Below are 24,396 nucleotides of genomic sequence, written 5' to 3' on the forward strand. Positions count from 1 at the left end.
CTCCTGTGAGAGAAGGGGGTTCAGATCGTGAAAATAATGTGCCAGGTCGCGATCAGGGCCGGCTTTTCCTGGCCCTCGATCTCGACGGTCATATCCCGTGTTTGCTGAAATTGTCCGGGCGACCGCTGTTCGACGGACATGAGCTTCGACAGGGCGCGAATGCGGCTGCCCGAACGGACCGGGTGGATGAAGCGGACCCGGTCGAGCCCATAGTTGATGTTCATGCCCATGCCCGCCGCCGCCGGATCGGGGATCGACGTCAACAGATGCGGCAGCAGGGATAGCGTCAGGAAGCCGTGCGCGACCGTGCCGCCAAATGGCGTCTGCGCGGCGCGAACCGGGTCGATATGGATGAACTGGCGGTCCAGCGTCGCCTCCGCGAAGCCATCGATCATTTTCTGATCGACAGTCATCCAGTCCGAATGGCGGGCGACGCCGATTTCGGCATGCAGGGCGTCCAGCGGCGCGCTCATGCGAAGGCCTCGTCCGGCATGGTCCGCGTCAGATCGCCATGCTGGCCGACGATGCGCAGCCAGGCATCGGCCTGCGGCAATTCGCTTTCGAAGAAGAAGCGGCAGGCGAAGGAGATCCCGCTTTCCATCGCGGAATCGGCATGTCCCCGCGCATGCAGCGCCTGGTCGAGCCACAGCCAGGCCAACACGCCATGACCGAAGGCGCGCAGGAAGAGTGTCGCGTCGTCATAGGCTTCGGCGCCACCCAGGGCGCGCAGGCCCGCGACGACATCCTCCACATGCCGCCAATAATCCAGCAGCGCGGCGGCGGCGGAGGCCCATTCGGCCGTTTCCGCCGCCCGCCCGGCCGTGTCGCCGATCCGGTCGCGCAGCAGCGCCAGCGGGCGGCCGTCCGACAGCAATATCTTGCGGCCGAGCAGGTCGATCGCCTGTATGCCGGTCGTGCCTTCGTGAATGGGGTTCAGCCGGTTGTCGCGCCAAAGCTGTTCGACGTCGAAATCGCGGGTATAGCCATAGCCGCCATGGACCTGGATCGCGAGGTCGTTGGCGATCAGCCCGAATTCGGACGGCCAGCTCTTGGCGACGGGCGTCAGCAGCGCCAGCAATGTTTCGGCATCCTCGCCGCCCTGGTCCACCAGCTTCGCGCAATAGAGGCAGAGCGCCAGCGCCCCTTCGGCATAGGCCTTTTGCTGGAGCAGCATGCGCCGCACGTCGGGGTGGTTGAAAATGGGAATGGGCGCGCCGTTCCGGACGCCGACCGCCCGGCCCTGCATCCTTTCCCGCGCATAGCGGAGAGACTGGCGATAACCGCGATAGGCGAGGGCGGCGGCCCCCATGCCGACGGAGATGCGCGCCTCGTTCATCATCATGAACATCTGCGCCAGCCCCTGCCCCTCGCCGCCGACGCGCCAGCCCACCGCGCCTGCGCCCTCGCCGAAGTTGAGCAGGCAATTGGCGGTGCCGCGAAAGCCCATCTTGTGGTTCAGCCCGGCGACGGCCAGATCGTTGCGCGTCCCGTCCGGCAGCATCTTGGGAACGATGAACAGGGATATGCCCTTCGATCCTTCGGGCAGGCCGCCATCCTGCTGCGCGATCTTCGCCAGGACGAGGTGCACGATATTCTCGCTGATATTCTGGTCGCCTGCGGAAATCCACATCTTGTTGCCGGAAAGGCGATAGCGCGCGCCCAGTTCATCCTCGCCATCGGCGACGGCGCGGGTGCGGATGTCCCCCAGACTGGAGCCCGCCTGCGGTTCGGACAGGCACATGGTGCCGAACCAGCGGCCCTCTATCTGCGGCCGGGCGAAACGGTCGACCTGCGCGGGCGTGCCGAAGGCGGCGATCAACCGCGCATTGGCGGCGGTCAGCATCGGATAGCCCGCCGTCGACACGTTCGCCGCCGCAAAGCCCGCGTGGATCGCCAGCGACGCCGTGCAGGACAGGCCAAGACCGCCGAGTTCCTCCGGAAAGCTGGCGCCGAACAGGCCCATTTCGGCGTAGAGGGCCATCGCCTGATGGATGGCGGGCAGGACATGCACGCCGTCCGCCTCCAGCCGGGGTTCCTCTATATCGCCCTGCCGGTAATGGGGCAGGAAGGCTTCGGCCGCCAGACGCTGCGTGGCGTCGATCATCGCCATCAGCGTCTCGCGCTCTTCCGCGCTGCCCGTGTCCAGCCAGTCGAACAACTGGAAGGCGAGCAGGTCGCGGGACGGCAGCTTTTCCAGATCCGCGCTCACGCGGCGAGGCCCAGCGCGGTGAAGCGGGCGAGGTGATGATCCTCATCGCCCAATTGGTGGCCGATCATCGTTAGCCGCTTGGCATGGTGCGACAGCGGCAGTTCCCAGGTCATGCCGATGCCGCCATGCATCTGGATCGCTTCCTCGGCCACGATGGTGCCTGCGCGTCCTATCGTATATTTGGCGGCGGAGACGGCCCGTTCCCGCCGCTTCCGGTCGCCGCCGAGCGCATCCGCCGCATTGATCGCGGCCGAGCGGGCCTGTTCGATCTCCAGCGCGACGGTCGCCATGCGATGCTGGAGCGCCTGGAACTTGCCGATGGGCACGCCGAACTGCTTGCGGGTCCGCAGATAGTCGAGCGTGTCGCGCTTGAGCGCGTCCATGATCCCGACCGCTTCCCAGCACAGCGCGACGATGCCCGCCGCGACCGCATCCTCGATCAGCGCGAAGCCGTCCTCTGCGACGAGCGTCGCGGGCGCGTCCCTCAGAGTCACTTCGCCGCCCCGGCCGCCGTCGATCAGCGGATAGCCGCGAATGGAAAGGCCGGAAGATTTCGCGTCGACCAGGAACAGCCCGATGCCTTGTTCGCCCGAAGCGCCGCCGATGCGCGCCGATACCAGTATCTGGTCGGCCGCCTCCGCCTGCGGAACGACGCTCTTGGCGCCGGTCAGGGTCCAGCCGTCGCCGCTGCGTTCGGCGCGGGTCGCGACCTCCGTCAGGTCATAATGGCTCTGCGGCTCCTCATGGGCGAAGGCCAATATGGTGCTGCCGGAGATGATTTCGCCGATCAGTTCTTCCTGTCCCCCGGCCGAGGCCAGGGCGCGCCCCGCCATCAGGGCGCCCAGAAAGGGTTCGACGACCAGCGCCTTGCCCAATTGTTCGAACAGGGCGGCGATGTCGAAGCCGTCGCCGCCGAACCCGCCCGCATCCTCCGCGAACAGCGCGCCCACGACGCCCAGTTCGGCGAGCGCGGCCCATTGTTCCGGCGACCAGCCCGCTTCGGAGCCGCTGATCCGGTGCCGCGTCTCGATCGGATAGCGCTGCTGGAGATAGCGGCCGAGCGTGTCGGCCAGCATCCGCCGATCTTCACTATAGGAAAAGTCCATGATCAGAGCTCCAGAAGGGCTTTGGTGATGATCTCGCGCTGGACCTCGTTGGAGCCGCCGTAGATCGAGAGCTTGCGATTGTTGAAATAATGGGCCGACGCGGGCGCGGCATATTCGGGGCCGATGGGTTCGCCGTTGAACCCTTCGTCCAGCGCCTCCGACACGAAGGGCTGCGCATAGGGGCCGAGTGCGCGGCGGGCGAGGCTGGTGATTTCCTGCCGGATTTCGGTGCCCCGTATCTTGAGCATGGCGGTGAGTTCCATCGCCGCCATGCCTTCGCCCGCGCTGGCCAGCACGCGCAGGTTGGTGGTCTTCATATTTTCCAGGTCGATTTCCACCCTGGCGAGGCGGGCGGCGAACAGCGGGTCTTCCGCCAGCGGCCTGCCATTCTTGCGCTGGCTTTGCGCGATCTGCTTCAGATGGGCGAACGCCGCCATCGACGCGCCCACGCCCGCGATGTTGGTCCGTTCGTAGGTCAGCAGATATTTGGCGTAGGTCCAGCCCTTATTCTCCTCGCCCACCAGATTTTCGGCGGGAACGCGGACGTCGGTGAAGAAGACTTCGTTCACCTCATGCTCGCCGTCGAGCAGGATGATGGGGCGAACTTCCACGCCGGGCGTCTTCATGTCGATCAGCAGGAAGGATATGCCCTCCTGCTTCTTCCCCTCGGTCGAGGTGCGGACGAGGCAGAAGATCATGTCGGCATATTGGCCCAGCGTCGTCCAGGTCTTTTGCCCGTTGACGATATAATGGTCGCCGTCGGCATCCGTGCCGCGCACCGCGCTGGTCTTGAGGCTGGCAAGGTCCGACCCCGCGCCCGGTTCCGAATAGCCCTGGCACCACCAGTCGGTGCCGTCCAGAATGCGCGGAAGATAATGGCGCTTCTGCGCTTCGGAGCCATATTTGATAAGCACCGGCCCCAGCATGGACAGGCCGAAGGGGACGAGGCGCGGGGCATGCGCCAGGGCGGTTTCGACGTCGAAGATATGGGCCTGGGCCACGCTCCAGCCCGTTCCGCCATATTCTTTGGGCCAATGGGTCGCCAGCCAGCCGCGTTCGTGCAGGATGGCGTGCCATTCCTCGGCATCCTGCTTGGTCAGGCGCTTGCCGGTGCGCACCTTTCCGGAGATGCGGCTGGGCAATTTCTCCTTGAGGAACTGGCGCACCTCAGCGCGAAAAGCCTCTTCCTCCGGCGTGAAGCGAAGATCCATCAGATTTGCCTTTCAAGGATGGCGCGCCATTCAGGCGGCAGAGGGGCGGGACGCCGGTTCTGGCGATCCACATAGACATGCGTGAAATGGCCTTCGGCGGCCGCGTCCGGCATGTCCTTCCCGAACACGCCGAGATGATAGGTGACGCTGGACGATCCGATCTTCGCGACCGTCAGGCCGATTTCCACTGGCTGCGGAAAGGCGAGGGGGGCGGCGTAGCGGCAGCCGGTCTCGACCACCAGCCCGATCGGATCGCCCGATATGACGTCCAGCAGCCCCGCCTCCACCAGCCAGGCGTTCACCGCCGTGTCGAACCAGGCATAATAGACGGTGTTGTTGACATGGCCGTAGACGTCATTGTCATGCCAGCGCGTGGTGATCGGCGTCCAGTGCCGGTAGGCGGCGCGGGGCCGGGGCGGCGTCCGGCTCATGGCTGCCCCTGGTCGAAGCGGGCGCGCAGCACCTTCTTGTCGATCTTGCCGACGCTGGTCCTGGGCAACTGGTCGATCAGTTCGTAGCGGTCGAGCTTCGCGTAACGGGTGATCGCGCCCTCGGCTATTGCCGCCTCCACCGGTCTGTTGACCGCTTCCAGCGTCAGCGCCGTTCCGGGCTGAGCGACGACGACCGCCAGTGGCCTTTCGCCCCATTTGGCGTCGGGAATGGCGACCACCGCCGCTTCGGCCACGCCGTCGGCGGAGGCGACCAGTTCTTCGAGTTGGATGGAATCGATCCACTCCCCGCCGGATTTGATCACGTCCTTCAACCGGTCGCGAATGCGGATTTGCCCCAGCGCGTCTATCGTCGCGATATCCTGGGTGTGCATCCAGCCGCCGCGCCACAGCGCCTTCGACGCGGCGGTGTCGCCCGTATAGCAGCGCGTCAGCCAGGGCGCGCGCAGCACCAGTTCGCCCCGCGTCGTGCCGTCATGGGGCACGTCGTTCATCTCCTCATCGACGATGCGGGCGCTGACCAGCGGCGTCGGGATGCCGGATGCGGTCAGCATCGACAGAATCTCATCCTCGCTGGCGGGCGGCTGCCCGGTGGGGCTGAACGCCTTCGCGATCATGGGCGCCGTTTCCGACATGCCATATCCCGCCCCGACCTCCATGCCCAACTGTCGCGCCTTGGCGCACAGCGCCCTGGTCAGCGCGGCGCCGCCAATCGTCATCTTCCAGCCCTTCAGGTCGGCGCCGATCTGCTCCGCCGCCCGCAGGACCATTTCCAGGATGGTCGGGACGCAGTGCGAATAGGTGATATGATGGTCCATGCGCAGCCTGCAAATCAACTCAGGCTCGTAACGTCCGGGATAGACCTGCTTCAGTCCCAGCAGCGTGGCCATATAGGGCGCGCCCCAGGCATGGACGTGGAACATCGGCGTCAACGGCATGTAGACGTCGTCATAACCCATGCTCGGCGCGCCCGTGGACGCGCCGAACGGGGCCACAGCCGCCAGCGTATGCAGCACAAGCTGGCGGTGGGTGAAGCAGACCCCCTTCGGATTGCCCGTCGTGCCCGTGGTGTAGGATGTCGTCGCGACCGCATTCTCGTCGAAATCCTGGAACGGGAAATCGGGTGAGGCCTCGGCCGAAAGCGCTTCATATTCGCCGATGGCCCATTCGGGCAGGGCGCCCGCATCGCCATCCATGATCGCGATCACCGCCTTCACATCCGGCAATGTCGGCAGGATCGCCTCGACCATCGGGAAGAAATCGCGATGGACGATCATGATCTCCGCCTTCGCATGTTGCAGCGTATAGGCGATCTGCGCGGCTGGCAGGCGGATGTTCACCGTCTGCAAAACGGCGCCGAACATCGGCACCGCGAAATAGGCTTCCAGATAGCGATGGCTGTCCCAGTCCATCACCGCCACCGTCATGCCCTGCATCGCGCCCGCATTTTCCAGCAGGGAGGCGAGACGCCCGATCCGCTCGACAAATTCGCCGTATCCGTAACTCGACTGGTCACGATAGACGATTTGCCGGTCGCCCGTCTTTGCGACCACCCCGTCCAACAGATGGCGGATCGTCAGCGGAAATTCATAAACCTCCGCCACCGGTTCAACGAAGCGCAATGCCATGATGGTCCTCTCCCTTTATGATCGGCTCTGTGGCCGGGATCAGGCGTGGGCGTCTCGTTCGAGCGGACGGCCTTCCTTCGCGCACCGGGCGAGCAGCGGGGAAAGGGTGAATTCCGGCCCCAGCCTGTCGCGATAGCGCTCCAGCGCGTCCACGATCCTGTCGAGCCCGATCAGATCGGCCCAGAACATGGGGCCGCCCCTGTGCCTTGGCCAGCCATATCCGTAGTTCCAGACGATGTCGATGTCGGAGGCCCGCTGGGCGATGCCTTCCTCCAATATGTGGGCGCCTTCGTTCACCATCACGTAGAGCGTGCGGGTGACGATCTCCTCCTCCGAAATTGCGCGGGGGGAGACGCCTTCGCGGGCGCGGAAATCGTCGATGATCGCCTGCGCGGCGGGGGACGGCGCGGGGCGGCGGCGTTCGTCATAATCGTAGAAGCCCGCGCCGGTCTTCTGGCCCCAGCGGCCCGCCGCGTTGAGCGCGTCCCGAACGCTTTCGATGCGGTTGGGATCGCGATGCCAGCCGATGTCGACCCCGGCCAGGTCGATCATCTGAAGCGGCCCCATCGGCATGCCGAATTCCACGGAGACGCGGTCGACCTGCTCGGCCGTCGCCCCTTCCACCAGCATCGCGATGGCGCCGTTCAGGCGGGGCGACAGCATGCGGTTGCCGATGAAGCCGTAACAGACGCCCGACACGACCGGCACCTTGCCGATGCGGCGGCCGATGTCCATGCCGGTGGCCAGTACGTCGGGCGCGGTCTTCGCGCCTCGCACCACCTCGACCAGCTTCATGACGTTGGCGGGCGAGAAGAAGTGGAGGCCCAGCACATCCTGCGGCCTGCCCGTCGCCGAGGCGATCTCGTCGATGGAGAGATAGGAGGTGTTGGAAGCGAGCAGCGCGCCCGGCTTCGCGATGCCGTCGAGGCGCGCGAAGATTTCCTTCTTCACGTCCATATTCTCATAGACCGCCTCGATGATGAGGTCGCATTCCTTGAGCGCGTCGAAGTCGAGCGTCGGGCTGAGCAGGCCCATCGCCTTTTCGACCTGCGCCGTCGTCAGGCGGCCCTTGGCGGCGGTGGCTTCGTAATTTTTCCGGATCAGGCCCGTGCCCTTGTCCAGCGCCTCCTGCGCCATCTCCACGATGGTGACGGGGATGCCCGCCGACAGGAAATTCATGGAGATGCCGCCGCCCATCGTGCCAGCGCCGATCACGCCGACTTTGGCGATCGGGCGGCGCGCGACATCCTTGGGCAGGCCATCGACCTTGGCGGCGGCGCGCTCCGCGAAGAAGACGTGGCGCAGCGCCTTGGACTGGTCGCCGTTCATGAGCTGCGTGAACAGGGCGCGTTCCTTGAGCTGGCCCTGGTCTAGCGGCAGTTCGGTCGCCGCCTTGATCGCTTCGATGCATGCCTTGGGCGCGTCGAGCGCGCCGATCTTGCGCTTGTTGTTCTCGGCGAAGCGTTCGAAGACGTCGGCCGCGGCCGCTGCGTCCAGATCGCCCGTACGGCGCGGGCCGTCGACGGTGCGGGCGAAGGTGATGGCTTCCGCCGCGAGTTGGTCCTGCGCAGCCAGCTTGTCCACCAGACCCAGTTCCGCGCCCTTGGCTGCCGGGATGGGAGTGCCCGACACGATCATCTCAAGCGCCGCCTCGACCCCGATGAGGCGCGGAAGCCGCTGCGTCCCGCCCGCGCCGGGCAGCAGGCCCAGGCTCACTTCCGGCAGGCCGAGCTTCGTTTCCGGCGTCGCGATGCGGTAGTGGCAACCCAGCGCGACCTCCAGCCCGCCGCCCAGCGCCATCCCGTGGATCGCGGCGACGACCGGCTTGGCGCTGGCCTCTATCGCGTCCACGACCTGGGGCAGGCCGGGTTCGGCGAACGGCTTGCCGAATTCGGTGATGTCGGCGCCGCCCGAAAACAGCTTGCCGCCGCCCCGGATCACGATGGCCTTCACCGCCGGATCGGCCTGCGCGCCGGCGATGGCCTGGGCCAGCCCCTGACGAACGCCGATGCCGAGCGCGTTCACCGGGGGATTGTTCATCACGATTTCAAGCACGTCGCCGTGAAGTTGGGTGTCGATCATGGAAGCCTCTTGTCAGAATGTCGTATCGCGGGGCGTGTACCCGGCTGGAAAGCGAAGGGGTGACGGGCGGTCATCCCCGACCGGCGTGAGGCCGGGAAAACGGGTATTCGTCAAAGGCCGCCCTTGATGGTGGAGCCGCCGTCGACCACCAGCCCCTGGCCGGTCATATAGGCCGATGCCCTGGACGCGAGGAAAACGGCGGTGCCTGCGATCTCCTCCGGCTCCCCGATGCGGCCGAGCGGCGTCGCCCGTTGCAGCGCCGCCTCCGCCTTCGGGTCTTCCCAGAGGGCGCGGGCGAAATCGGTGCGGATGACGCCCGGCGCGATGGCGTTGATGCGGACATTATGGGGGCCGAATTCGATGGCGAGGTTGCGCACGAGCTGGAAGTCGGCCGCCTTGGAAACATTATAAGCGCCGATCACGTCCGAACCGATCAGCCCGCCAATGGAGGAGATGATGATGATCGCGCCGTCGCGCCGCGCAATCATCTCCGGCGAGACCATCGATATCAGCCAGTGATTGGCGAGGACATTATTGTCGAATATCTTGCGGAACTGTTCGTCGCTGATCCCCGCCATCGGGCCGTAATAGGGATTGGAGGCGGCGTTGCAGACAAGCAGGTCGATCCGGCCCAGCCGTTCCCGCGTCTCCGCGACCATCGCCTCCAGCGCGGCCTTGTCCGAGATGCTGGCAGCTATGGCGATCGCCCGTTCCTCCCCATGGGTGGCGTTGATGGCGTCGGCGACCTCCTGACAGGCCGCCTGCTTGCGGCTGGAGATCACGACGCGCGCCCCGGCCGCCGCATAGGCCTCCGCAATGGCGCGACCGATGCCGCGTGAAGAGCCGGTGACGATGGCGACCTTACCGGTCAGATCGAACAGGTTCATGCGAATATCTTCTCCTGGTGGTGAGGGGGCGCCTGCCTTGCCTATTTCGGTCCGGGCGTCGCGGTCGGATGCTTCAGCTTCTCGGTCATGACGCGCCTGCTCCCCCTGTCCGTCCAGCCCTGGGTCTTGAACATACCCATGATTCGAAAACCTCGATTTCAATCCCTCATATCGCCGCCAATGTCCACAATTAAGTGGATCGCGGGAAATATGCGATGGACGATGAGCCGCCGCTCTCTTGACCTGATATTTGAATTCGGCCTTCGCCAGTGGCGGGACGGGTTGCGGCCCGGCGGGGACGGCCGCCGGTTAAGCCATGAGGATGGCAGGGCCGGGTCGATCCCGAATTGAGGAGTTTACGGCCTGGGCCGCGTCTGGATGTTCATCGCCGGTCGCCCGGCGCATGACTGCCGTCAGCTACGGCCGTGGATCGAGAATTCCGACATGGTTTGGATGAGCGTTTCGATCCCCTCATCGCCCCTTTCCAGCGTGTCGTTCAATGCCCGTTCCACGATATCCGACACGAAATGGGATGGCCCCGCATAGGCGAGGGACCAGGTGACGAAGCGCCGATGGGCATATTCGCCCCAGGCGATGGTCCGCACATCCTCATGCCGGGAATCCCGCAGGATACTGGCCTTGAGTTCCTCAATCGCGGCGGACGTTCCCTCTATATATTGGGCGAAGCGGCGGCCGGTGAACAGCAGCGAGCCCGTCACTTGCAGCGAACGGTTGCGGGGGATGGAGACGGCGACGATATCCCGGATGCGCTCTTCGGCGTCGATCGAATCCAACCGGCTAGTGCTGATATAGGACCATCGCGCGAGCATGAAAGCGATGTCGCCGATTGTTGTGCAAAAGTAAAGTTATTCGCAACCAGTAACCCGTAAAGGGCGGGACGCAAGATGGGACTGGAAATGCGCCCCGCCCATAGGGTAGGCCGCCTTGATTGGGGGAGCGGCCGCAGACGATATTAGAGAATGATGGTTAATGCGGATATTCGGCCCATTACCGTAAAATTACTTATCGCCTCCCTAACTGGGGGGTAAGGCGCGGCTTTTATGGGGTTTTTCCGATTTGCGGGGAAGCTGTATGGCCGATCAAATAAGCAAGTTACCGGATGACGAAGGCGGGGTAATGGAAAAGCGGCGTCATCCGCGACAGACTGTGTTCAAGACAGCATTGCTCTATCCTGTGCTGGAGGAAGCGAACCTTTCCGTCGACAATATTTCGCGCGCGGGGCTAAGCGGCCGGTGCGCCGTGTCGCTGGGTTTGCATCAGCAGGTCCATGTGAGTTTCGACGAGGCGAGTTTCCGGACGGCCGAGGTCCGCTGGATCAACGGTTCCCGGTGCGGCCTTCTGCTGGAGGAAGCATTGCCCTGGGTTCCAGGCGAGGAACCCGACGCGAACGCCGCGCCGGAAAAATATGAGCCGCGCGGTCAGCGCCTGACCGTCAATTTCTTCGCGACCCTGGTGACGTCGGCCCCCGTTTCGATCGGCACGATCCGCAACATGTCGCTGGAAGGAATGATGATCGAGGTCGGCGGCGGCGTGAGCGAGGGAACGCGGTTGCTGGTGAAAACCAGGGGGCAGGACGTGCGGATGGGGCGGGTTCAATGGGCGAGCGGCGGGATGATCGGGGTCTTCTTTGAACCGCGCCGCGCGGCCGCCGACTGACCGGACGAAAAAAAGAATCGATAACGAAACCATTTCGCGTCCCGTGCGTTGGAGGGGGCGTTGGCGGAAGGTGTAGCGTCGGCAATTGACTATGAAACCAGCATGCCCAGTCTATATCGTCGATCACGACAGCAAGACGCGCCAATATCTGGTGGGCGCCTTGCGGCGGGAGGGGTTTGAGCCGACCCCCTTTTCCTGCGGCGCCGACTTTGTGGGATCGCTGGATTTTCTGGCCCCTGGCATTGCGCTGCTGGAACTGCGCCTTTCGGACAGGGATGGCATGGCGGTGCAGGAGGAGATTTTGTCCCGCAGGCTGGACATCCCCCTGATCATGATGAGCATGTCGAGCGACATTCCCACGGCGGTGGACGTCATCAAGCGGGGAGCGGTGGATTTTCTGGAAAAGCCTTTCGCGGACAGCGTGCTTTTCAAGATGCTCGCCAATGTCCAGCCCGTTCTGGAGCAGCGGATCGAAATTCAGCGGCGAAGGGATGTCGCGGCGGCGCAACTGGAAAGCCTGACGAAAAGGGAGCGGGACGTCGTGCGGGCGCTGGGTTCCAACAGCAGCAATCGCGATGTCGCGGACGCGCTGCAAATCAGCGTCAGGACGGTCGAAATGCACCGCGCCAGCATCATGAAGAAATTCGGCGTGAAGAAATTTTCGGAAATCATCCTTGCCCTTCCGGAGTCGGGATTGCCGCGATCTTGAACTGAATGAATGAACGGTCTGCCATCATTCGATATGAGTTGGATTGGTCATGACGAAAATCGATGTTCCCAGCCCATTCGGGCAGGGAATTGTCAAAAAGAAATGGACCGACCTCAGAGATTCGTCTGACAATCAATCATCGCCCATGTTCAGGCCATGGTTAACATCGAAAAAACCAAAAAAAGACAAGGCCCTCTATGGCGAGGAATATGACGAATATTTCAAGTCGAAAGAGGAATGCGAACGGATAATTGACCGGTATAAGCGGATACAGGAAGCCTTCAAGGCTGCGGCGAAGGACGGCGAGGTGGACCGCTTATGCTGATTCAGATTCCCTGTCGGGAAATCGTCTGGGTTGGATCGACATTCAGTTTAAAAATATGAGGAACGATTTGGAATGAAGCTCGCGCCAATCGTACGAAATGGCTGAATGTCGATTGGTCCTAGGCAGCGTGGACAAATTCAAAACTTGCCGGACGGAGTGATTTGTTTGGTTAGCCGACCTATCCTATTCCTCCCCATCGAGAGATGGGGAGGGTCGAAGAGAGGCACGTGACTCTCTTCGACGGCCGAAGGCTGGTGGAGGGGAAGGGGGCACGACCTCCGAATCTTCCCCTCCACCATCGGCTGCGCCGACGGTCCCCCTCCCCACGCTGCGCGTAGGGAGGAATTGATGTCCGCTATTGGGCATTTTCCGACAGTCCGGAATTTGTCCACGCGGCCTAATGCTGCGCCACAAGAGCCGAGGAGGCAGGGAAGCGCCATCCGTCGATCCGGCCGGTCGACAGCAGCGGTCGCCAGTGACCCGGCGGCGTCCATGCCACGGGCATGTCGCTGAGATTGAAGACGCAGAGCAGCCGTTCGTCCCCCTGAACCCGTTCGAACGCCAGCAATTCCCGCGGCGTTTTCAGAAAGTCGATCGCCCCCACGCGCAGGGCAGGCGACCCGTTGCGCAGCGCCAGCACCCGCCGCGTCCAGTGCAGCAGCGAATCCGGTCGCGCCTCCTGCACATCCACGGCGAGCGTCCGATGCGCTTCCCCGACCGGCAACCATGGCCTGGCCTGCGAAAAGCCCAGATAGGGCGCATCCGACCGCCAGGGCATCGGCGTTCGCGCCCCGTCGCGGGAGAGGGTCAGCGGCCAGTTGGCGATGGCTTCCGGATCCTGCAGATCCTCGAACGCGATATCGACCTGCGGCAGGCCCAGTTCCTCGCCATAATAGAGGAAGATATTGCCGCGCAGACAGGCGAGCAGCAGCATCTTCATCCGGCAAAAGGCTTCCGGGTCCGCCCCCTTGGCCCAGCGCGACACCGCACGCGGCGCGTCGTGATTTTCGAACGCCCAGCTCGGCCAGCCCGCGCCGGTTTCGCAGGGCCATTTGACGAGCGCTGTCCTCAGAAATTCAGCGGTCAGTTCCGGCGCATAGAGGAAATCGAATCCATAGGCCGTGTTCAGCCTGTCTTCGCCCTGCGTGAAGGCCTTCATCTCCATATCGCTGTTCGAGCCGCCGACTTCGGCCACGGTGAAGCGGTCCTGATATTCATCGAACAGTCGCCGCACCTTTTCCAGGAAGAGCGGAATGTCCGGATGGCTCTGGCTGTATTTCTTGATCTGGAAGTCGAAGGGACGGGTGCGCAGCGTGCCGTCGTCCGGCGCGGGCGGATTGTCGCGCAGTCTGGGATCGTGCATTGCATGGTTGATCGCGTCGATGCGGAAGCCGTCCACGCCCCGGTCCAGCCAGAAACGGATGATGTCGAACACGCTGTCCTGCACGTCGGGACGATGCAGATGCAATTGCGGCTGCTCGCGCAGAAACTGGTGCATATAATATTGGCGGCGCCGCGCGTCCCAGGTCCAGGCCGGGCCGCCGAACACCGACTGCCAGTTGTTGGGCGGGGAGCCGTCCGGCTTGGGATCGGCCCAGACATACCAGTCGGCCTTGGCATTGTCGCGGCTGGAGCGGCTTTCGACGAACCAGCCATGCTCGTCCGATGTATGCGCCCAGACCTGATCGATGACGATGCGCAGGCCGAGGCGATGCGCCTGCGCCACCAGCGCGTCGAAATCATCCAGCGTGCCGAATATAGGGTCGACATCGCAATAATCCGACACGTCATAGCCGAAATCGCGCATCGGGCTTTTGAAGAAGGGCGACAGCCAGATCGCATCCACGCCCAGCGACGCCACATAGGGAAGATGGGCGGTGATGCCCCTCAGGTCGCCGATGCCGTCGCCGTTGGAGTCCGCGAAGCTGCGCGGATAGATCTGGTAGATGGCGGCGCCGCGCCACCAGGGGAGGGTCGTGTCGGTCATTGCGGGACGGCGCTCCGGGCTTTTGTCGTCGCATCCTTCTGGCTTGATTGCAGCGGCTTTCATAGGGGTCTTGATCGGTGTGCGTCCGGAGCGCGAAAGCGCGGTTCCGTCAGTCGACAGCAATGCTCATTTCACGATGATCTCGACCTTTTCCAGCGTCCCGTTGAACCGGCTGGCCGCACTGTCATAGGCGGCCGGATCGACCGGACTCACCAGATCCATGCCCACGTCGAAATCCTCGCTATGCGACACCACCTGCGCGAATGTGCGCTCGACCCGCCCCTGCGCCACCGCCTTGCCGTCGACGGTCAGCGTGACATTGGCCCCACCGGTCGGCACATCCTTGTCCATCGCGAAGTCCAGCCCGATCGCATGCGCGCCTGCCGTCACGGGAACCGCGCCCACGATGCGGGTCATATGCGCGGGCGTCAGATTATAGGTGAAGGCAATCCGCCCGCGATCGAAGAACAGGCTATAGCCGCCGAAACGTCCGCCATGCGCGATGATGACGCCCCTGGCCCCTTCGGCCGGGACGCCGATCCTGGCGGTCGCGGCGAAGGATCGTCCCACCAGAGCCGGCGCCGCGCTTTCCGGAATATGGCTGACCGGCGCGTTGTAGCTGAACATGGTCCGTCCCTCATTGGGATCGGGCCGTCCCTTCTGCCCGCCTTCGCTGCCATGGATCGGCAATATGTTGGACAGCGCCGCCTCCGCCCAGAATAGTTGCTTCAGCGCCTCCAGTTTCTGCGGATTGGCCGATGCGACATCATGCGCCTGGCTGAAGTCGCGGCGGACGTCGTAAAGCTGCCACTGCCGCTGATCCAGCGGTACGGGCTTGGGCGGCGTCCTTTCCCACGGTGTCGCCATCGGCGCGGTCGCGGCCACCCAGCCATCCTTGTAGATGCTCAGATTCTGCGCCATGGCCGCCACCTGAACCGTGCGGCGGGAGGGCGCGTCCTTCGCCTGAAAACTATAGGCCATGCTAATCCCGGTGATCGGCTGTTGCGGCACGCCGTCCAATATTTCCGGCGCCTTCACCCCCGCAGCCTCCAGCACGGTCGGCATGATGTCGCTGACATGGTGGAACTGGCTGCGCAGGCCGCCCGCATCCTTGATATGCCCCGGCCAGGCCATCACCATGCCGTTGCGCGTGCCCCCGAAATGCGACCCGTAGCGCTTCGCCCAGGGGAAGGGCGCATTCATCGCCCAGCCCCAGCCGCCCGGCATCAGATTATAGGCGGTCTTCGTCCCGATCTCATCGATATGGGCGAGCGCATAGGCCGGGTCTTCCCTGACCCCGCTCAGCGCCGACTGTTCGAACAGCTTGCCGTCGAAACTGCCCTCCGCGCTCGCGCCATTGTCGCCCTGGATGTAGATGATGAGGGTGTTGTCCAACTCGCCATTGTCGCGCAGCTTCTGGATCACCCGCCCGATCTGCGCGTCGGCATAGGCCAGGGAGGCCGCATAAGCCTCCATATAACGGGCATAAAGCCGCTTCTGATCCGGCGTCAGGCTGTCCCAGCGCGGCAGCGTGCCGGGATGTGGTGCATCGTCGGTCCCGGCCGGAATGACGCCCAGCTTCTTCTGTTGCGCCACCGTCCCGGCCCGCAGCACGTCCCAGCCCGCGTCGAATTTTCCCCGGAATTTCGCCAGCCAGTCGGCGGGCGGCATGTTGGGCGCATGGGCGGTGCCGGTGGCGTAATAGAGCAGGAAAGGCTTGTCGGGGGCGGCGGCATGCTGGCTGTCGATCCACGCCATGGCATGATCGGCCAAGTCCCGCTCCAGATGATAGTCCGGATCGGCGGGCGGGGAGACGGGGTTGGTGTTTTCAACCAGATTGGGTTCCGCCATGCTGCTGTCGGCGCCCAGGAAGCCGTAAAAATATTCGAAGCCCAATCCGGTCGGCCAGCGGTCGAAAGGCCCGGCGCGGCTCATTTCCCATTCGGGGGTTACATGCCCCTTGCCGATCATGGCGGTGTTATAGCCATTTTCCTTCAATATCTGCGCCATGGTGCCCGCGCTTTTGGGGATGACGCTGTTATAGCCGTCATAGCCGGTCGCCCAGTTGGCGACATAGCCCATGCCCACCGCCTGCGGATTGCGTCCCGTCAGCAGCGACGCCCGCGTGGGCGAGCAGATGGCGGTCGTGTTGAACTGATTATAACGCAGTCCGGCCTTCGCCAGCGCGTCGAAGGTCGGCGTCGGCACCGGCCCGCCGAAGGTGCTGCTGGACCCGAAGCCCACATCGTCGGTCATGATCAGTAGGATGTTGGGCGCCCCCCTGGCGGCGCGTACCGGTTGCGGCCAGACGGGCGGCGAGGATTCGGCGGGGGTGCGGCCATAGACCTTCTGCACGGGCGCATCCTGCGCGGCGACGGACGACAGGGGGAATGCCAGCAAGGGAAGGGCGGAGATCGCCCGCCGGAAAAATGCAGCCGATAAGCGGGCGGACGGCATGGGCTCTCCTTCTCGTGAGGATGTTTCAATATTCTCCTATAGTGCAAATTTCATATGGATGCCGATGAGGGGTGTCAAGCGGCATGGGGCTTCTTCTCCCTACCGTGCGGCTATGGCCTTGGGCTGGGGCAGGGGCGGCGCTCCGGTTCCCAAGGTCGCCAGATATTTGATCACCGCCGCCCGATCCTCCGGCCTGCGCAATCCCGCGAAGCTCATCTTCGTTCCCGGCACCACCCGCCCCGGCGAGCCGAGGAAGGCGAACAGGGCCTCATAATCCCAGCTCCCCTTATGCGCCTGCATGGCGGGGGAATAGGCGAAGCCAGCATGGCTCGCCACCGGCCGCCCAACAACGCCCCACAGGTTCGGCCCGATGCGATTGACCCCGCCCTGCGTGAAGTCATGACAACTCATGCAAAGCTGTATCTTCTGCTTCCCCGCCCCCGCATCCGCACTGGCGAGCAGGCTGCCCAGATCAGGCGGCGGAGCGGCCGCCACAGCGCCACCAGCCGCGCCCGGCGCCGGAGCCTTCCCCCGCATGGCCCGCTGATAGGCGATCACCCGGCTGCCTTCCCCCGGCTCATTGAAACTGGCGGGCCAGTCGCGCTGGACGGAGGCCATGTCCACACGCGGCGGCATCTCCTCCATCGGCTGATAGGCCAATTGCCCCGGCCTCACCCGCGTATAGAGCTTGTCGCTGAACCACCCCAGGCTCAACACCGTCACCGCCGCCCCGGCAATGCACAAGCCCACCGCCATTCCGCGCATCCGGCCCATGGCTCAACCCCCTCCGCCCAGGAAGATGGCGCGGGTCCAGAAGGCGTAATTCGCCTCGATCGTCATGATCCGCACCAGCACCAGCAGAACCAGCGGCGGCACCAATATCGCATAGATCAGCGACAGCCGCTCCCACGCCAGATGCATGAAGATCGACAGGATCAACCCCGCCTTCAACAGCATGAAGAGGATGATCAGCGTCCAGCGCACGATCCCCTGAACATGCATGTAATCGACCAGATAGGACATGGCGCTGAGCAGGAACAGCAGCCCCCAGACCTTCATGTAAAGGCTGACCGGATGTTGCTGGCCCTCATGGGCGGCGGAAATATCGTCCTGCATGACGGCCCTCACCAGAGATAGAAAAAGGCGAAGATGAACACCCAGACCAGATCGACGAAATGCCAGTAAAGCCCGGCAATCTCGACCGCGCTATAATCGCCCGACTTGTCATAATGGCCCCGCGCCACCTTGGACGCGATGATCAGCAGCAGGATGACGCCGCAGGTGACGTGCAGCCCATGAAAGCCGGTGATCATGAAGAAAGCGGCACCGAATTGCGGCGCGCCCATCGGATTGCTCCAGGGGCGCACGCCTTCCTCGAAGATCAGCTTGCTCCATTCGAAGGCCTGCATGCCCAGGAAGGTCAGGCCGAACAAAGCCGTCAACAGCATCAGCGCCGTCGTTTTCCGCCGGTCGCGCTGATAGCCGAAATTGACGGCCATCGCCATGGTGCCGCTGGAACTGATCAGGGCAAAGGTCATGATCGCGATCAGGACGAGCGGAATGTCCTGCCCGCCGATATTCAGCGCGAATACTTCCGCCGTATTGGGCCATGGCAGAGTAGCCGACGCCCGGACCGTCATATAACCGGTTAAAAAGCAGGAGAAGATGAAAGTATCGCTCAGCAGGAAAATCCACATCATCGCCTTGCCCCAATGGGTATGGCGGAACACTTCCTGATCGGCGGACCAGTCGGCCGCGATCTCCCGCAGGGTAGGAGCGATGACTTCCCTATCTATGCCTTGAGCCATGGCGAAACATCCCTCAAGTCGACAGCAGCAGAGCGGCCAGAACCAGCCAGATGACCAACAGAAAATGCCAATAGAGGGCGCACAGGGCGATATTGCGCATGTTCGCCGCCGCCAATGCCCGCCCGGCGGCAAACAGGCCGCCGACGATGTGCAGCCCATGCAGGGCCGTCAGCAGATAGAAGAAGGCATTGGCCGGATTGCCCGACAGAGCATAGCCCGCCGCCTGATAATGGTTCCAGAGCAGCAATTGCCCGCCCAGAAACAGCGCCCCCAGCACCGCCCCGAACGCCGCCGCGCTAACCATCCGCTTCCGCCGCGCCACTTCCCACGCGACGCTGCTTGCCGCCAGCACTAGCGTATTGATCCACAGCAGCGGCGGATCGGGCATCGGCTTCCAGTCATGCTCATGCCCCATCCCGCCATGCAGACCCATGCGCATCAGATAGGCCGCCACCAGCAGGGAAAACATGACCAGCGCCACGCCGAAATAGGCCACCGTCCCGACCGCTCCGGCGGACGGCCGATCCCGCTCCACCGGCTGCGCGCCCGGCTCCCAGCTTTTTTCCGTCAGGCGCGTCAATATGCTCATGTGCGCGGCTCCGTCTGGGGGATGAAGTCCCGCGCCGCCCCCGGCACGCTATAATCATAGGCCCAGCGATGGACGACCGGCAGATGCGGTCCCCAATTGCCGTGCCCGGGCGGCGTGTCGGGCGTCAGCCACTCCAGGCTGGCCGCGCCCCAGGGATTGGGGTCGGCCCGCGGGCCCCGGAACAGGCTCCAGATCATGTTGAAGAAGAACATGCCCTGCGCGACGAACACGATCAGCGCCGCAATGCTGATCCAGGCATTGGCCAGATGGACCGACTGCGGAATGAAGGCGGTTTCGCCCAGCGCATAATAGCGGCGCGGAACCCCCAAAATCCCCAGATAATGCATCGGCAGGAAAATCGCATAGACGCCCAAGAAAGTGATCCAGAAATGGAGCTTCCCCAAAGTCTCATTCCACATCCGGCCGAAGATTTTGGGATACCAGTGATAGATGGCGCCGAAGATCACCAGCACCGGAGACACGCCCATCACCATATGGAAATGCGCGACGACGAAGAATGTGTCGGACAGAGGTACGTCGACACTGACATTGCCCAGAAACAGCCCCGACAATCCGCCATGGATGAAGGTGAAGATGAAGGCGATGGCGAACAGCATCGGCACCCGCAGATGAATGTCCCCGCGCCACAATGTCAGCAGCCAGTTATAGACTTTGATCGCTGTCGGAATGGCGATGATCAATGTCGACGTGGCGAAGAAGAACCCGAAATAAGGGTTCATGCCGCTGACATACATATGATGCGCCCAGACCAGGAAGCTGAGCGCCCCGATGATCACGATCGCCCAGACCATCATGCGATAGCCGAAGATATTGCGCCGCGCATGGACGCTGATCAGGTCCGATACGATGCCGAAGGCGGGCAGGGCGACGATATAGACTTCGGGATGGCCGAAGAACCAGAAGAGATGCTGGAACAACAGGGGGCTGCCGCCCTGCGTGTCGGTGATCGCCCCCATGGATTGCATGGTCGGCATGAAGAAGCTGGTACCCGCGAAATGGTCGAACAGCATCATGATCGCCGCGACGAAGAGCGCCGGAAAGGCCAGCAGCCCCATCACCGACGCGGTGAAGATCCCCCACACCGACAGCGGCATCCGCATCAGCGTCATGCCCCTCGTCCGCGCCTGCAACACCGTGGTTACATAGTTGAGGCCGCCCATGGTGAAGGCCGCGACGAAGATGGCCAGGCTCACCAACATGGTCGCGATGCCCCATTGGTGGCCCGGCGTCCCCTCCGTGATGGCCTGCGGCGGATAGAGCGTCCATCCCGCCCCGGTAGGCCCGCCGGGCACGAAGAAGCCCGCCACCAGCACAATCACCGACAGCAGGTAGAACCAGAAACTCAGCATGTTGACGAAGGGGAACACCATGTCCCGCGCCCCGATCATCAGCGGGATCAGATAATTGCCGAAGCCGCCCAGCAGCAATGCCGTCAGCAGATAGACCACCATGATCATGCCGTGCATCGACACGAATTGCAGATAATTGTCGGGCTGGATCGCCGGGAACAGCCCCGGAAAACCAAGCTGCAACCGCATCAACGCCGACAGCACCAGCGCCACCAGCCCAATGGAAATGGCCGTCACGCTATATTGGATGGCGATGACCTTATGATCCTGGCTCCAGACATATTTGGTGACCCAGCTATGCGGATGATGCAGCGGGCGCAGGTCGTCAGCCAGGGTGGTAGCCATCAGCGAATGCTCCAGGATGGGGGCACGATACAGGCGTTGGCCTTGATCAGCAGGATCGACATGGCGGCTGGCGGCGCTTCGGCCAATATCTGTCCGAAGCTGCTCTGTTGCGCCTGCCATGCGGCGAAGGCTTTGGGCGTTTCCACCACCACCTTGCCGCGCATTTCATGATGGCCGGTCCCGCACAGTTCGGCGCAGAGGATGTCGAACGTCCCCGCCCTGGTCGGCGTCATCCAGAAATAGGTGACGATGCCCGGCACCAGGTCCATCTTGGCGCGAAATTCCGGCACGTAGAAATCGTGCAGCACATCCTTGGACCGCAGCACGATCTTTACCGGCTGGCCGACCGGCAGGTGCAGGTCGCCGCTCTCCACCAATATGTCGTCCCGCCCGAACGGATCGAGCGGGTCCAGCCCCAGCGCATTGTCCGGCGTGATATATTTGACGCCCGCCGCGCCCAGCACGCCGTCCGGCCCCGGATAGCGGAAGGACCATTGCCATTGCTGCCCGACCGCCTCGATGACGGTCGCTTCCTTGGGCACGGACACATATTTGCCCCAGGCGGCCAGCCCCGGCGCGAGCATCCCGGCGATGCCGATGGCGGTCCAGAAGGTCAGCCGTTTTTCGAGCGAGCTGTTTTCCGGCTCATAATGGGCGCGATGACCGGGCCGGTGGCGATATTTGACCAGCGCCCAGGCCAGGAACAGGTTCAGCCCGACAAAAGCCGCCGCGCAAATCCACAGCGTCACGTCGAGCGCGGAATCGATCGATCCCCAATTGGAAGCGATGGGCGTGCGCCACCATGGACTGAACAGGTGAAAGGCGACCGAGCCGACCACAAGCATGGCGATGGCTACCGCAACCGGCACAAGCCCTCTCCCTATATAGGACGCTCGCAGCCGATCCGGCATTTCGAGTCGCCTCGGTAATGACCGCTGGGGCAATTTACAGAAAAAATGCCGCTGGGGGAAGCGATTGCAACGGGTCGGTTTGGGGACGACGGAGGCGGACGATCGCGGAGTGCAGCGTCCGCAGGTGGCGAAGGCTGTGTCCCATTCCCCTTCATCTCCCATGGGAAGGATGGAATTACTGCCCGATAGCGGTGGAATATTATCGGTCAATCTCATCTGTATTGCTCGATAATTTGAAGTAAATTTCGTTATATTTGAAGATTTTCAAATGAAATCAGATGCGTGCGAAGATAATTTATAGTAATAAATATATATCTTAAGTTATATACTATGTAGTATAAGAGATTTTTGCCGAAAAATAGGATTTCATTAACCGACATTATTTAAATCTATTCCTGCCGTCGGGCTTGATCCCCTGGCGTGCGAGAAAGGATGATATGATGTTCGGCGGATCGATGGGGCGATTGCTGCGGGACAGGACGGGCAATGTCCTGATGATGGCGGCTGCCTGCATGCCGATACTGATCGGCGCGGCTGGATTGGCCACCGATACGGTGCAATGGACCCTGTGGAAACGTCAGGTCCAGCGCCAGGCGGACAGCGCGGCGCTCGCCGGGGCCTATGCCGTGGCGCAGGGCTTCAGCGCATCGGACAGCGCGACATCCGACATCAACCGCCTGTCGCTGGTCACCCTGTCGCAGACGCCGACTATCGAAAATGCGCCCACCACGGGTTCCTATGCCGGTAATAACAAGGCGGTGCGGGTGGTGCTGCAAACCACCAAAGAACTGCCCTTTTCGAAGATATTGGGAATAAGGGCGCCGGTCATTCTCGGCGAAGCGACGGCGGCTGTCTTGGGCAGCGGCGACTATTGCGTCGTCTCGCTCGAAAAATCGAGCGTGATTGGCATCACGCTCCAGGGCAATGCGACGGTCAATCTGGGTTGCGGCATGGCCACCAATTCGCGGGCATCCAACGCGGTCTACGCAGGGGGCAGCAGCACGGTGACGGCGACCCCGGTGGCGGCCGTAGGCGGGCTTACGTCCAGTTCCAACTATGCTACCGGCACAACGCTGTTGCCTTACAGCATACCGGTGCAGGACCCTTATGCTTCGTTGCCGACGCCCACCGCGGCCAATTTGACGAGTTGCAACAACCTCAACGTGCAGCCCAACAACAGCCGTAATATCACGGCGGGATGCTATAAGAATGTCGACGTCAAGGGCACGCTGAACATGGCGCCGGGCGTCTATTATATCGACGCCGGCTCGTTCGACGTGGGATCGCAGGCGGTGATCAACGGCACTGATGTCACCATCATCCTGACCAGCAGCAATGCATCAAACAATCCCGGCTCCATCGCGACGGTCAATATCAATGGTGGCGCGACGCTCAACCTGACGGCGCCGACGGACCTCAACGATCCCTATCATGGCATCCTCTTCTACCAGGACCGGCGCGCTCCGGATTCGGGAACCAACACGATCAACGGCAATGCAAGTTCAGTCCTGCAAGGCGCCTTTTATTTTCCGGGTCAAGCCATGTCGTTCAGCGGCACATCGGGCATGACCACGACATGCGTGAAGATGGTTGGCAAGCGCGTCACCTTCATTGGCAACAGCAATATCGTCAATCAGTGCGAAAATAAGGGAGTCGATAAAATTACCGCGACGCTGGTGAGGCTGGTGGGATGATGAAGCGGCTTTTCGCCGATTCCATTGGCACCAGCACAGTTGAGCTGGCGCTCATCATGCCGGTGCTGGTGCTGCTGGCCTGCATGGCGGGCGATGTCGCCATGGCGTTCAAGGCGAAGATCGCGCTCCAGCGCGCCGCCGAACGAACAGGCCAATTGGCGACGGTGGGCGGTTACGCCAACGACACCTCCAAAACGCAGGCTGCCTACAATAATCTCGCGGCCGACGCCGCCGCCGCCGCCGGTGTTTCGACCAATAACGTCACCGTCACGCCCACGCTGCTCTGCGATGCGACGGTGCAGACCGCCAGCCCGGAAGTCCCCTGCGCCGACGGTCAGCAAACGAAGCGCTATGTCGCGATCACCATTTCGGGAAGTTACACGCCCATGTTCGCCAAACTGATGCCCGGCAGCAACTGGTCGACCAACGGGATACCGCTCACCGGCTCTGCATCGGTGCGCCTGCAATGATGCGCCTCATCCGCAATGAGCGTGGGGCCGCGGCGATCGAATTCGTCCTGGCCCTGCCGCCATTCCTGATCCTGCTGATGGGCGCGATACAGCTTGGCGTCATCGCCTGCGCGCGCACGGGGCTGCAACATGCGGTGGATGAAGGGGCGCGCTATGCCAGCATCTATCCCACCCCCACGGATGCGCAGATCACCGCCAAGGTGAATGCATGCGAATTCGGCCTCGATCCCGCCTATACCAATAATCCGAACATCACCCATGGCACGCAATATGGCGTGGCCTATACCGAAATCACGATGACCTATTCGCGGCCGCTGAACTTCATCGTCTTCCAGACCGCGCCATTGTCGATCAGCTATACCCGGCGATCCTACTGACGGCCTCAACTGGACCCGGATACCGGACGGGCTGCCGCAGCCCCCTTCTGCCGGGCAAGGCGACTATGCAGGGGAAGCCGTCCCGCTCCCCCTGCATGGATTGCC

At 63.0% G+C, this 24,396-nt stretch carries 23 protein-coding genes; 6 read left to right on the top strand and 17 right to left on the bottom strand.

Features of this window, described 5'->3' with window-relative positions; genetic code table 11:
• Window positions 1-20 precede the first annotated feature (20 nt).
• The 9 genes from BV95_RS10210 to BV95_RS10250 form a co-directional block, all read right to left on the bottom strand.
• A complete protein-coding gene (locus BV95_RS10210) occupies window positions 21-473 on the bottom strand; it encodes a MaoC family dehydratase (RefSeq protein WP_037450978.1) in 453 nt (150 codons plus the stop codon).
• Window positions 470-2,209 carry an acyl-CoA dehydrogenase family protein gene (locus tag BV95_RS10215; RefSeq protein WP_037450982.1) on the bottom strand — a complete coding sequence of 580 codons (1,740 nt, stop codon included), beginning with the start codon at window positions 2,207-2,209 and terminating at the stop codon, window positions 470-472. Before BV95_RS10215 ends, BV95_RS10210 begins: the two co-directional genes overlap by 4 nt.
• Window positions 2,206-3,315, bottom strand: coding sequence for an acyl-CoA dehydrogenase family protein (locus tag BV95_RS10220; protein ID WP_037450985.1), 1,110 nt, complete (start codon window positions 3,313-3,315; stop codon window positions 2,206-2,208). Before BV95_RS10220 ends, BV95_RS10215 begins: the two co-directional genes overlap by 4 nt.
• 2 nt (window positions 3,316-3,317) lie before the next feature.
• Window positions 3,318-4,526, bottom strand: a complete 1,209-nt coding sequence (locus tag BV95_RS10225; protein WP_013846073.1) for an acyl-CoA dehydrogenase family protein — start codon at window positions 4,524-4,526, stop codon at window positions 3,318-3,320.
• The gene (locus BV95_RS10230) at window positions 4,526-4,957 is read right to left on the bottom strand and encodes an acyl-CoA thioesterase (protein WP_037450988.1); all 432 of its coding nucleotides are present in this window, start codon (window positions 4,955-4,957) and stop codon (window positions 4,526-4,528) included. Before BV95_RS10230 ends, BV95_RS10225 begins: the two co-directional genes overlap by 1 nt.
• Entirely contained in the window at window positions 4,954-6,603 is a 1,650-nt protein-coding gene (locus BV95_RS10235; protein ID WP_037450991.1) for a long-chain-fatty-acid--CoA ligase, read from the bottom strand. Before BV95_RS10235 ends, BV95_RS10230 begins: the two co-directional genes overlap by 4 nt.
• 39 nt (window positions 6,604-6,642) lie before the next feature.
• Entirely contained in the window at window positions 6,643-8,685 is a 2,043-nt protein-coding gene (locus BV95_RS10240) for a 3-hydroxyacyl-CoA dehydrogenase NAD-binding domain-containing protein (protein WP_037450993.1), read from the bottom strand.
• A 110-nt stretch (window positions 8,686-8,795) separates the two neighbouring features.
• The gene (locus BV95_RS10245) at window positions 8,796-9,572 is read right to left on the bottom strand and encodes an SDR family oxidoreductase (protein ID WP_037450996.1); all 777 of its coding nucleotides are present in this window, start codon (window positions 9,570-9,572) and stop codon (window positions 8,796-8,798) included.
• A 413-nt stretch (window positions 9,573-9,985) separates the two neighbouring features.
• Window positions 9,986-10,402, bottom strand: coding sequence for a BLUF domain-containing protein (locus BV95_RS10250; protein WP_037450999.1), 417 nt, complete (start codon window positions 10,400-10,402; stop codon window positions 9,986-9,988).
• Window positions 10,403-10,739: 337 nt separating this feature from the next.
• Here BV95_RS10250 and BV95_RS10255 point away from each other — a divergent pair, with 337 nt between their 5' ends.
• The 3 genes from BV95_RS10255 (at window position 10,740) to BV95_RS10265 (ending at window position 12,283) form a co-directional block, all read left to right on the top strand.
• Window positions 10,740-11,249, top strand: coding sequence for a PilZ domain-containing protein (locus tag BV95_RS10255; RefSeq protein ID WP_234703142.1), 510 nt, complete (start codon window positions 10,740-10,742; stop codon window positions 11,247-11,249).
• A 91-nt stretch (window positions 11,250-11,340) separates the two neighbouring features.
• A complete protein-coding gene (locus tag BV95_RS10260; protein WP_037451004.1) occupies window positions 11,341-11,958 on the top strand; it encodes a response regulator transcription factor in 618 nt (205 codons plus the stop codon).
• 49 nt (window positions 11,959-12,007) lie between these two features.
• On the top strand, window positions 12,008-12,283 hold the full coding sequence (locus BV95_RS10265; RefSeq protein WP_037451009.1) for a hypothetical protein: 276 nt from the start codon (window positions 12,008-12,010) through the stop codon (window positions 12,281-12,283).
• A 397-nt stretch (window positions 12,284-12,680) separates the two neighbouring features.
• Here BV95_RS10265 and BV95_RS10270 read toward each other — a convergent pair whose 3' ends face one another.
• The 8 genes from BV95_RS10270 to BV95_RS10305 all read right to left on the bottom strand — a co-directional run bounded on the left by BV95_RS10270 (window position 12,681) and on the right by BV95_RS10305 (window position 21,708).
• On the bottom strand, window positions 12,681-14,270 hold the full coding sequence (locus BV95_RS10270; RefSeq protein ID WP_037451012.1) for an alpha-glucosidase: 1,590 nt from the start codon (window positions 14,268-14,270) through the stop codon (window positions 12,681-12,683).
• A gap of 126 nt (window positions 14,271-14,396) precedes the next feature.
• Complete coding sequence (locus BV95_RS10275; RefSeq protein WP_051749698.1) at window positions 14,397-16,727, bottom strand: arylsulfatase; 2,331 nt, start codon at window positions 16,725-16,727, stop codon at window positions 14,397-14,399.
• A 99-nt stretch (window positions 16,728-16,826) separates the two neighbouring features.
• On the bottom strand, window positions 16,827-17,501 hold the full coding sequence (locus BV95_RS10280; RefSeq protein ID WP_037451015.1) for a c-type cytochrome: 675 nt from the start codon (window positions 17,499-17,501) through the stop codon (window positions 16,827-16,829).
• Between the two features lie 3 nt (window positions 17,502-17,504).
• The gene (locus BV95_RS10285) at window positions 17,505-17,843 is read right to left on the bottom strand and encodes a cytochrome C oxidase subunit IV family protein (RefSeq protein ID WP_037451018.1); all 339 of its coding nucleotides are present in this window, start codon (window positions 17,841-17,843) and stop codon (window positions 17,505-17,507) included.
• Between the two features lie 8 nt (window positions 17,844-17,851).
• Window positions 17,852-18,535 (bottom strand): heme-copper oxidase subunit III family protein, encoded by a 684-nt coding sequence (locus BV95_RS10290; RefSeq protein WP_013846086.1) that lies wholly within the window; start codon window positions 18,533-18,535, stop codon window positions 17,852-17,854.
• A 13-nt stretch (window positions 18,536-18,548) separates the two neighbouring features.
• Complete coding sequence (locus tag BV95_RS10295; protein WP_037451020.1) at window positions 18,549-19,124, bottom strand: cytochrome c oxidase subunit 3; 576 nt, start codon at window positions 19,122-19,124, stop codon at window positions 18,549-18,551.
• Entirely contained in the window at window positions 19,121-20,839 is a 1,719-nt protein-coding gene (locus BV95_RS10300) for a cytochrome c oxidase subunit I (RefSeq protein WP_037451022.1), read from the bottom strand. Before BV95_RS10300 ends, BV95_RS10295 begins: the two co-directional genes overlap by 4 nt.
• The gene (locus BV95_RS10305; protein ID WP_037451024.1) at window positions 20,839-21,708 is read right to left on the bottom strand and encodes a cytochrome c oxidase subunit II; all 870 of its coding nucleotides are present in this window, start codon (window positions 21,706-21,708) and stop codon (window positions 20,839-20,841) included. The genes BV95_RS10300 and BV95_RS10305 overlap by 1 nt, the downstream gene beginning before the upstream one ends.
• Before the next feature lie 482 nt (window positions 21,709-22,190).
• Here BV95_RS10305 and BV95_RS10310 point away from each other — a divergent pair, with 482 nt between their 5' ends.
• From BV95_RS10310 to BV95_RS10320, 3 genes are read left to right on the top strand one after another with little or no spacing between them, the layout of a single operon-like run.
• On the top strand, window positions 22,191-23,444 hold the full coding sequence (locus BV95_RS10310; protein WP_037451084.1) for a pilus assembly protein TadG-related protein: 1,254 nt from the start codon (window positions 22,191-22,193) through the stop codon (window positions 23,442-23,444).
• Window positions 23,441-23,914, top strand: coding sequence for a TadE/TadG family type IV pilus assembly protein (locus BV95_RS10315; protein WP_037451026.1), 474 nt, complete (start codon window positions 23,441-23,443; stop codon window positions 23,912-23,914). The genes BV95_RS10310 and BV95_RS10315 overlap by 4 nt, the downstream gene beginning before the upstream one ends.
• Window positions 23,911-24,291: a TadE/TadG family type IV pilus assembly protein gene (locus BV95_RS10320; protein ID WP_037451027.1), complete on the top strand. Its 381-nt coding sequence runs from the start codon at window positions 23,911-23,913 to the stop codon at window positions 24,289-24,291. The genes BV95_RS10315 and BV95_RS10320 overlap by 4 nt, the downstream gene beginning before the upstream one ends.
• Window positions 24,292-24,396 lie beyond the last annotated feature (105 nt).

Origin of the sequence: Sphingobium chlorophenolicum (assembly GCF_000722875.1) — a bacterium.
In the GTDB taxonomy this organism is placed as follows: domain Bacteria; phylum Pseudomonadota; class Alphaproteobacteria; order Sphingomonadales; family Sphingomonadaceae; genus Sphingobium; species Sphingobium chlorophenolicum.

What these genes read in the sequence shown, in the direction of transcription:
- BV95_RS10225 (WP_013846073.1), bottom strand. Translation starts at nt 4,526, where the DNA reads ATGGATCTTCGCTTCACGCCGGAGGAAGAGGCTTTTCGCGCTGAGGTG.
- BV95_RS10230 (WP_037450988.1), bottom strand. Translation starts at nt 4,957, where the DNA reads ATGAGCCGGACGCCGCCCCGGCCCCGCGCCGCCTACCGGCACTGGACG.
- BV95_RS10315 (WP_037451026.1), top strand. Translation starts at nt 23,441, where the DNA reads ATGATGAAGCGGCTTTTCGCCGATTCCATTGGCACCAGCACAGTTGAG.
- BV95_RS10240 (WP_037450993.1), bottom strand. Translation starts at nt 8,685, where the DNA reads ATGATCGACACCCAACTTCACGGCGACGTGCTTGAAATCGTGATGAAC.
- BV95_RS10280 (WP_037451015.1), bottom strand. Translation starts at nt 17,501, where the DNA reads ATGGGCCGGATGCGCGGAATGGCGGTGGGCTTGTGCATTGCCGGGGCG.
- BV95_RS10260 (WP_037451004.1), top strand. Translation starts at nt 11,341, where the DNA reads ATGAAACCAGCATGCCCAGTCTATATCGTCGATCACGACAGCAAGACG.
- BV95_RS10310 (WP_037451084.1), top strand. Translation starts at nt 22,191, where the DNA reads ATGTTCGGCGGATCGATGGGGCGATTGCTGCGGGACAGGACGGGCAAT.
- BV95_RS10250 (WP_037450999.1), bottom strand. Translation starts at nt 10,402, where the DNA reads ATGCTCGCGCGATGGTCCTATATCAGCACTAGCCGGTTGGATTCGATC.
- BV95_RS10220 (WP_037450985.1), bottom strand. Translation starts at nt 3,315, where the DNA reads ATGGACTTTTCCTATAGTGAAGATCGGCGGATGCTGGCCGACACGCTC.
- BV95_RS10210 (WP_037450978.1), bottom strand. Translation starts at nt 473, where the DNA reads ATGAGCGCGCCGCTGGACGCCCTGCATGCCGAAATCGGCGTCGCCCGC.
- BV95_RS10285 (WP_037451018.1), bottom strand. Translation starts at nt 17,843, where the DNA reads ATGCAGGACGATATTTCCGCCGCCCATGAGGGCCAGCAACATCCGGTC.
- BV95_RS10245 (WP_037450996.1), bottom strand. Translation starts at nt 9,572, where the DNA reads ATGAACCTGTTCGATCTGACCGGTAAGGTCGCCATCGTCACCGGCTCT.
- BV95_RS10295 (WP_037451020.1), bottom strand. Translation starts at nt 19,124, where the DNA reads ATGAGCATATTGACGCGCCTGACGGAAAAAAGCTGGGAGCCGGGCGCG.
- BV95_RS10275 (WP_051749698.1), bottom strand. Translation starts at nt 16,727, where the DNA reads ATGCCGTCCGCCCGCTTATCGGCTGCATTTTTCCGGCGGGCGATCTCC.
- BV95_RS10300 (WP_037451022.1), bottom strand. Translation starts at nt 20,839, where the DNA reads ATGGCTACCACCCTGGCTGACGACCTGCGCCCGCTGCATCATCCGCAT.
- BV95_RS10270 (WP_037451012.1), bottom strand. Translation starts at nt 14,270, where the DNA reads ATGACCGACACGACCCTCCCCTGGTGGCGCGGCGCCGCCATCTACCAG.
- BV95_RS10290 (WP_013846086.1), bottom strand. Translation starts at nt 18,535, where the DNA reads ATGGCTCAAGGCATAGATAGGGAAGTCATCGCTCCTACCCTGCGGGAG.
- BV95_RS10235 (WP_037450991.1), bottom strand. Translation starts at nt 6,603, where the DNA reads ATGGCATTGCGCTTCGTTGAACCGGTGGCGGAGGTTTATGAATTTCCG.
- BV95_RS10265 (WP_037451009.1), top strand. Translation starts at nt 12,008, where the DNA reads ATGACGAAAATCGATGTTCCCAGCCCATTCGGGCAGGGAATTGTCAAA.
- BV95_RS10320 (WP_037451027.1), top strand. Translation starts at nt 23,911, where the DNA reads ATGATGCGCCTCATCCGCAATGAGCGTGGGGCCGCGGCGATCGAATTC.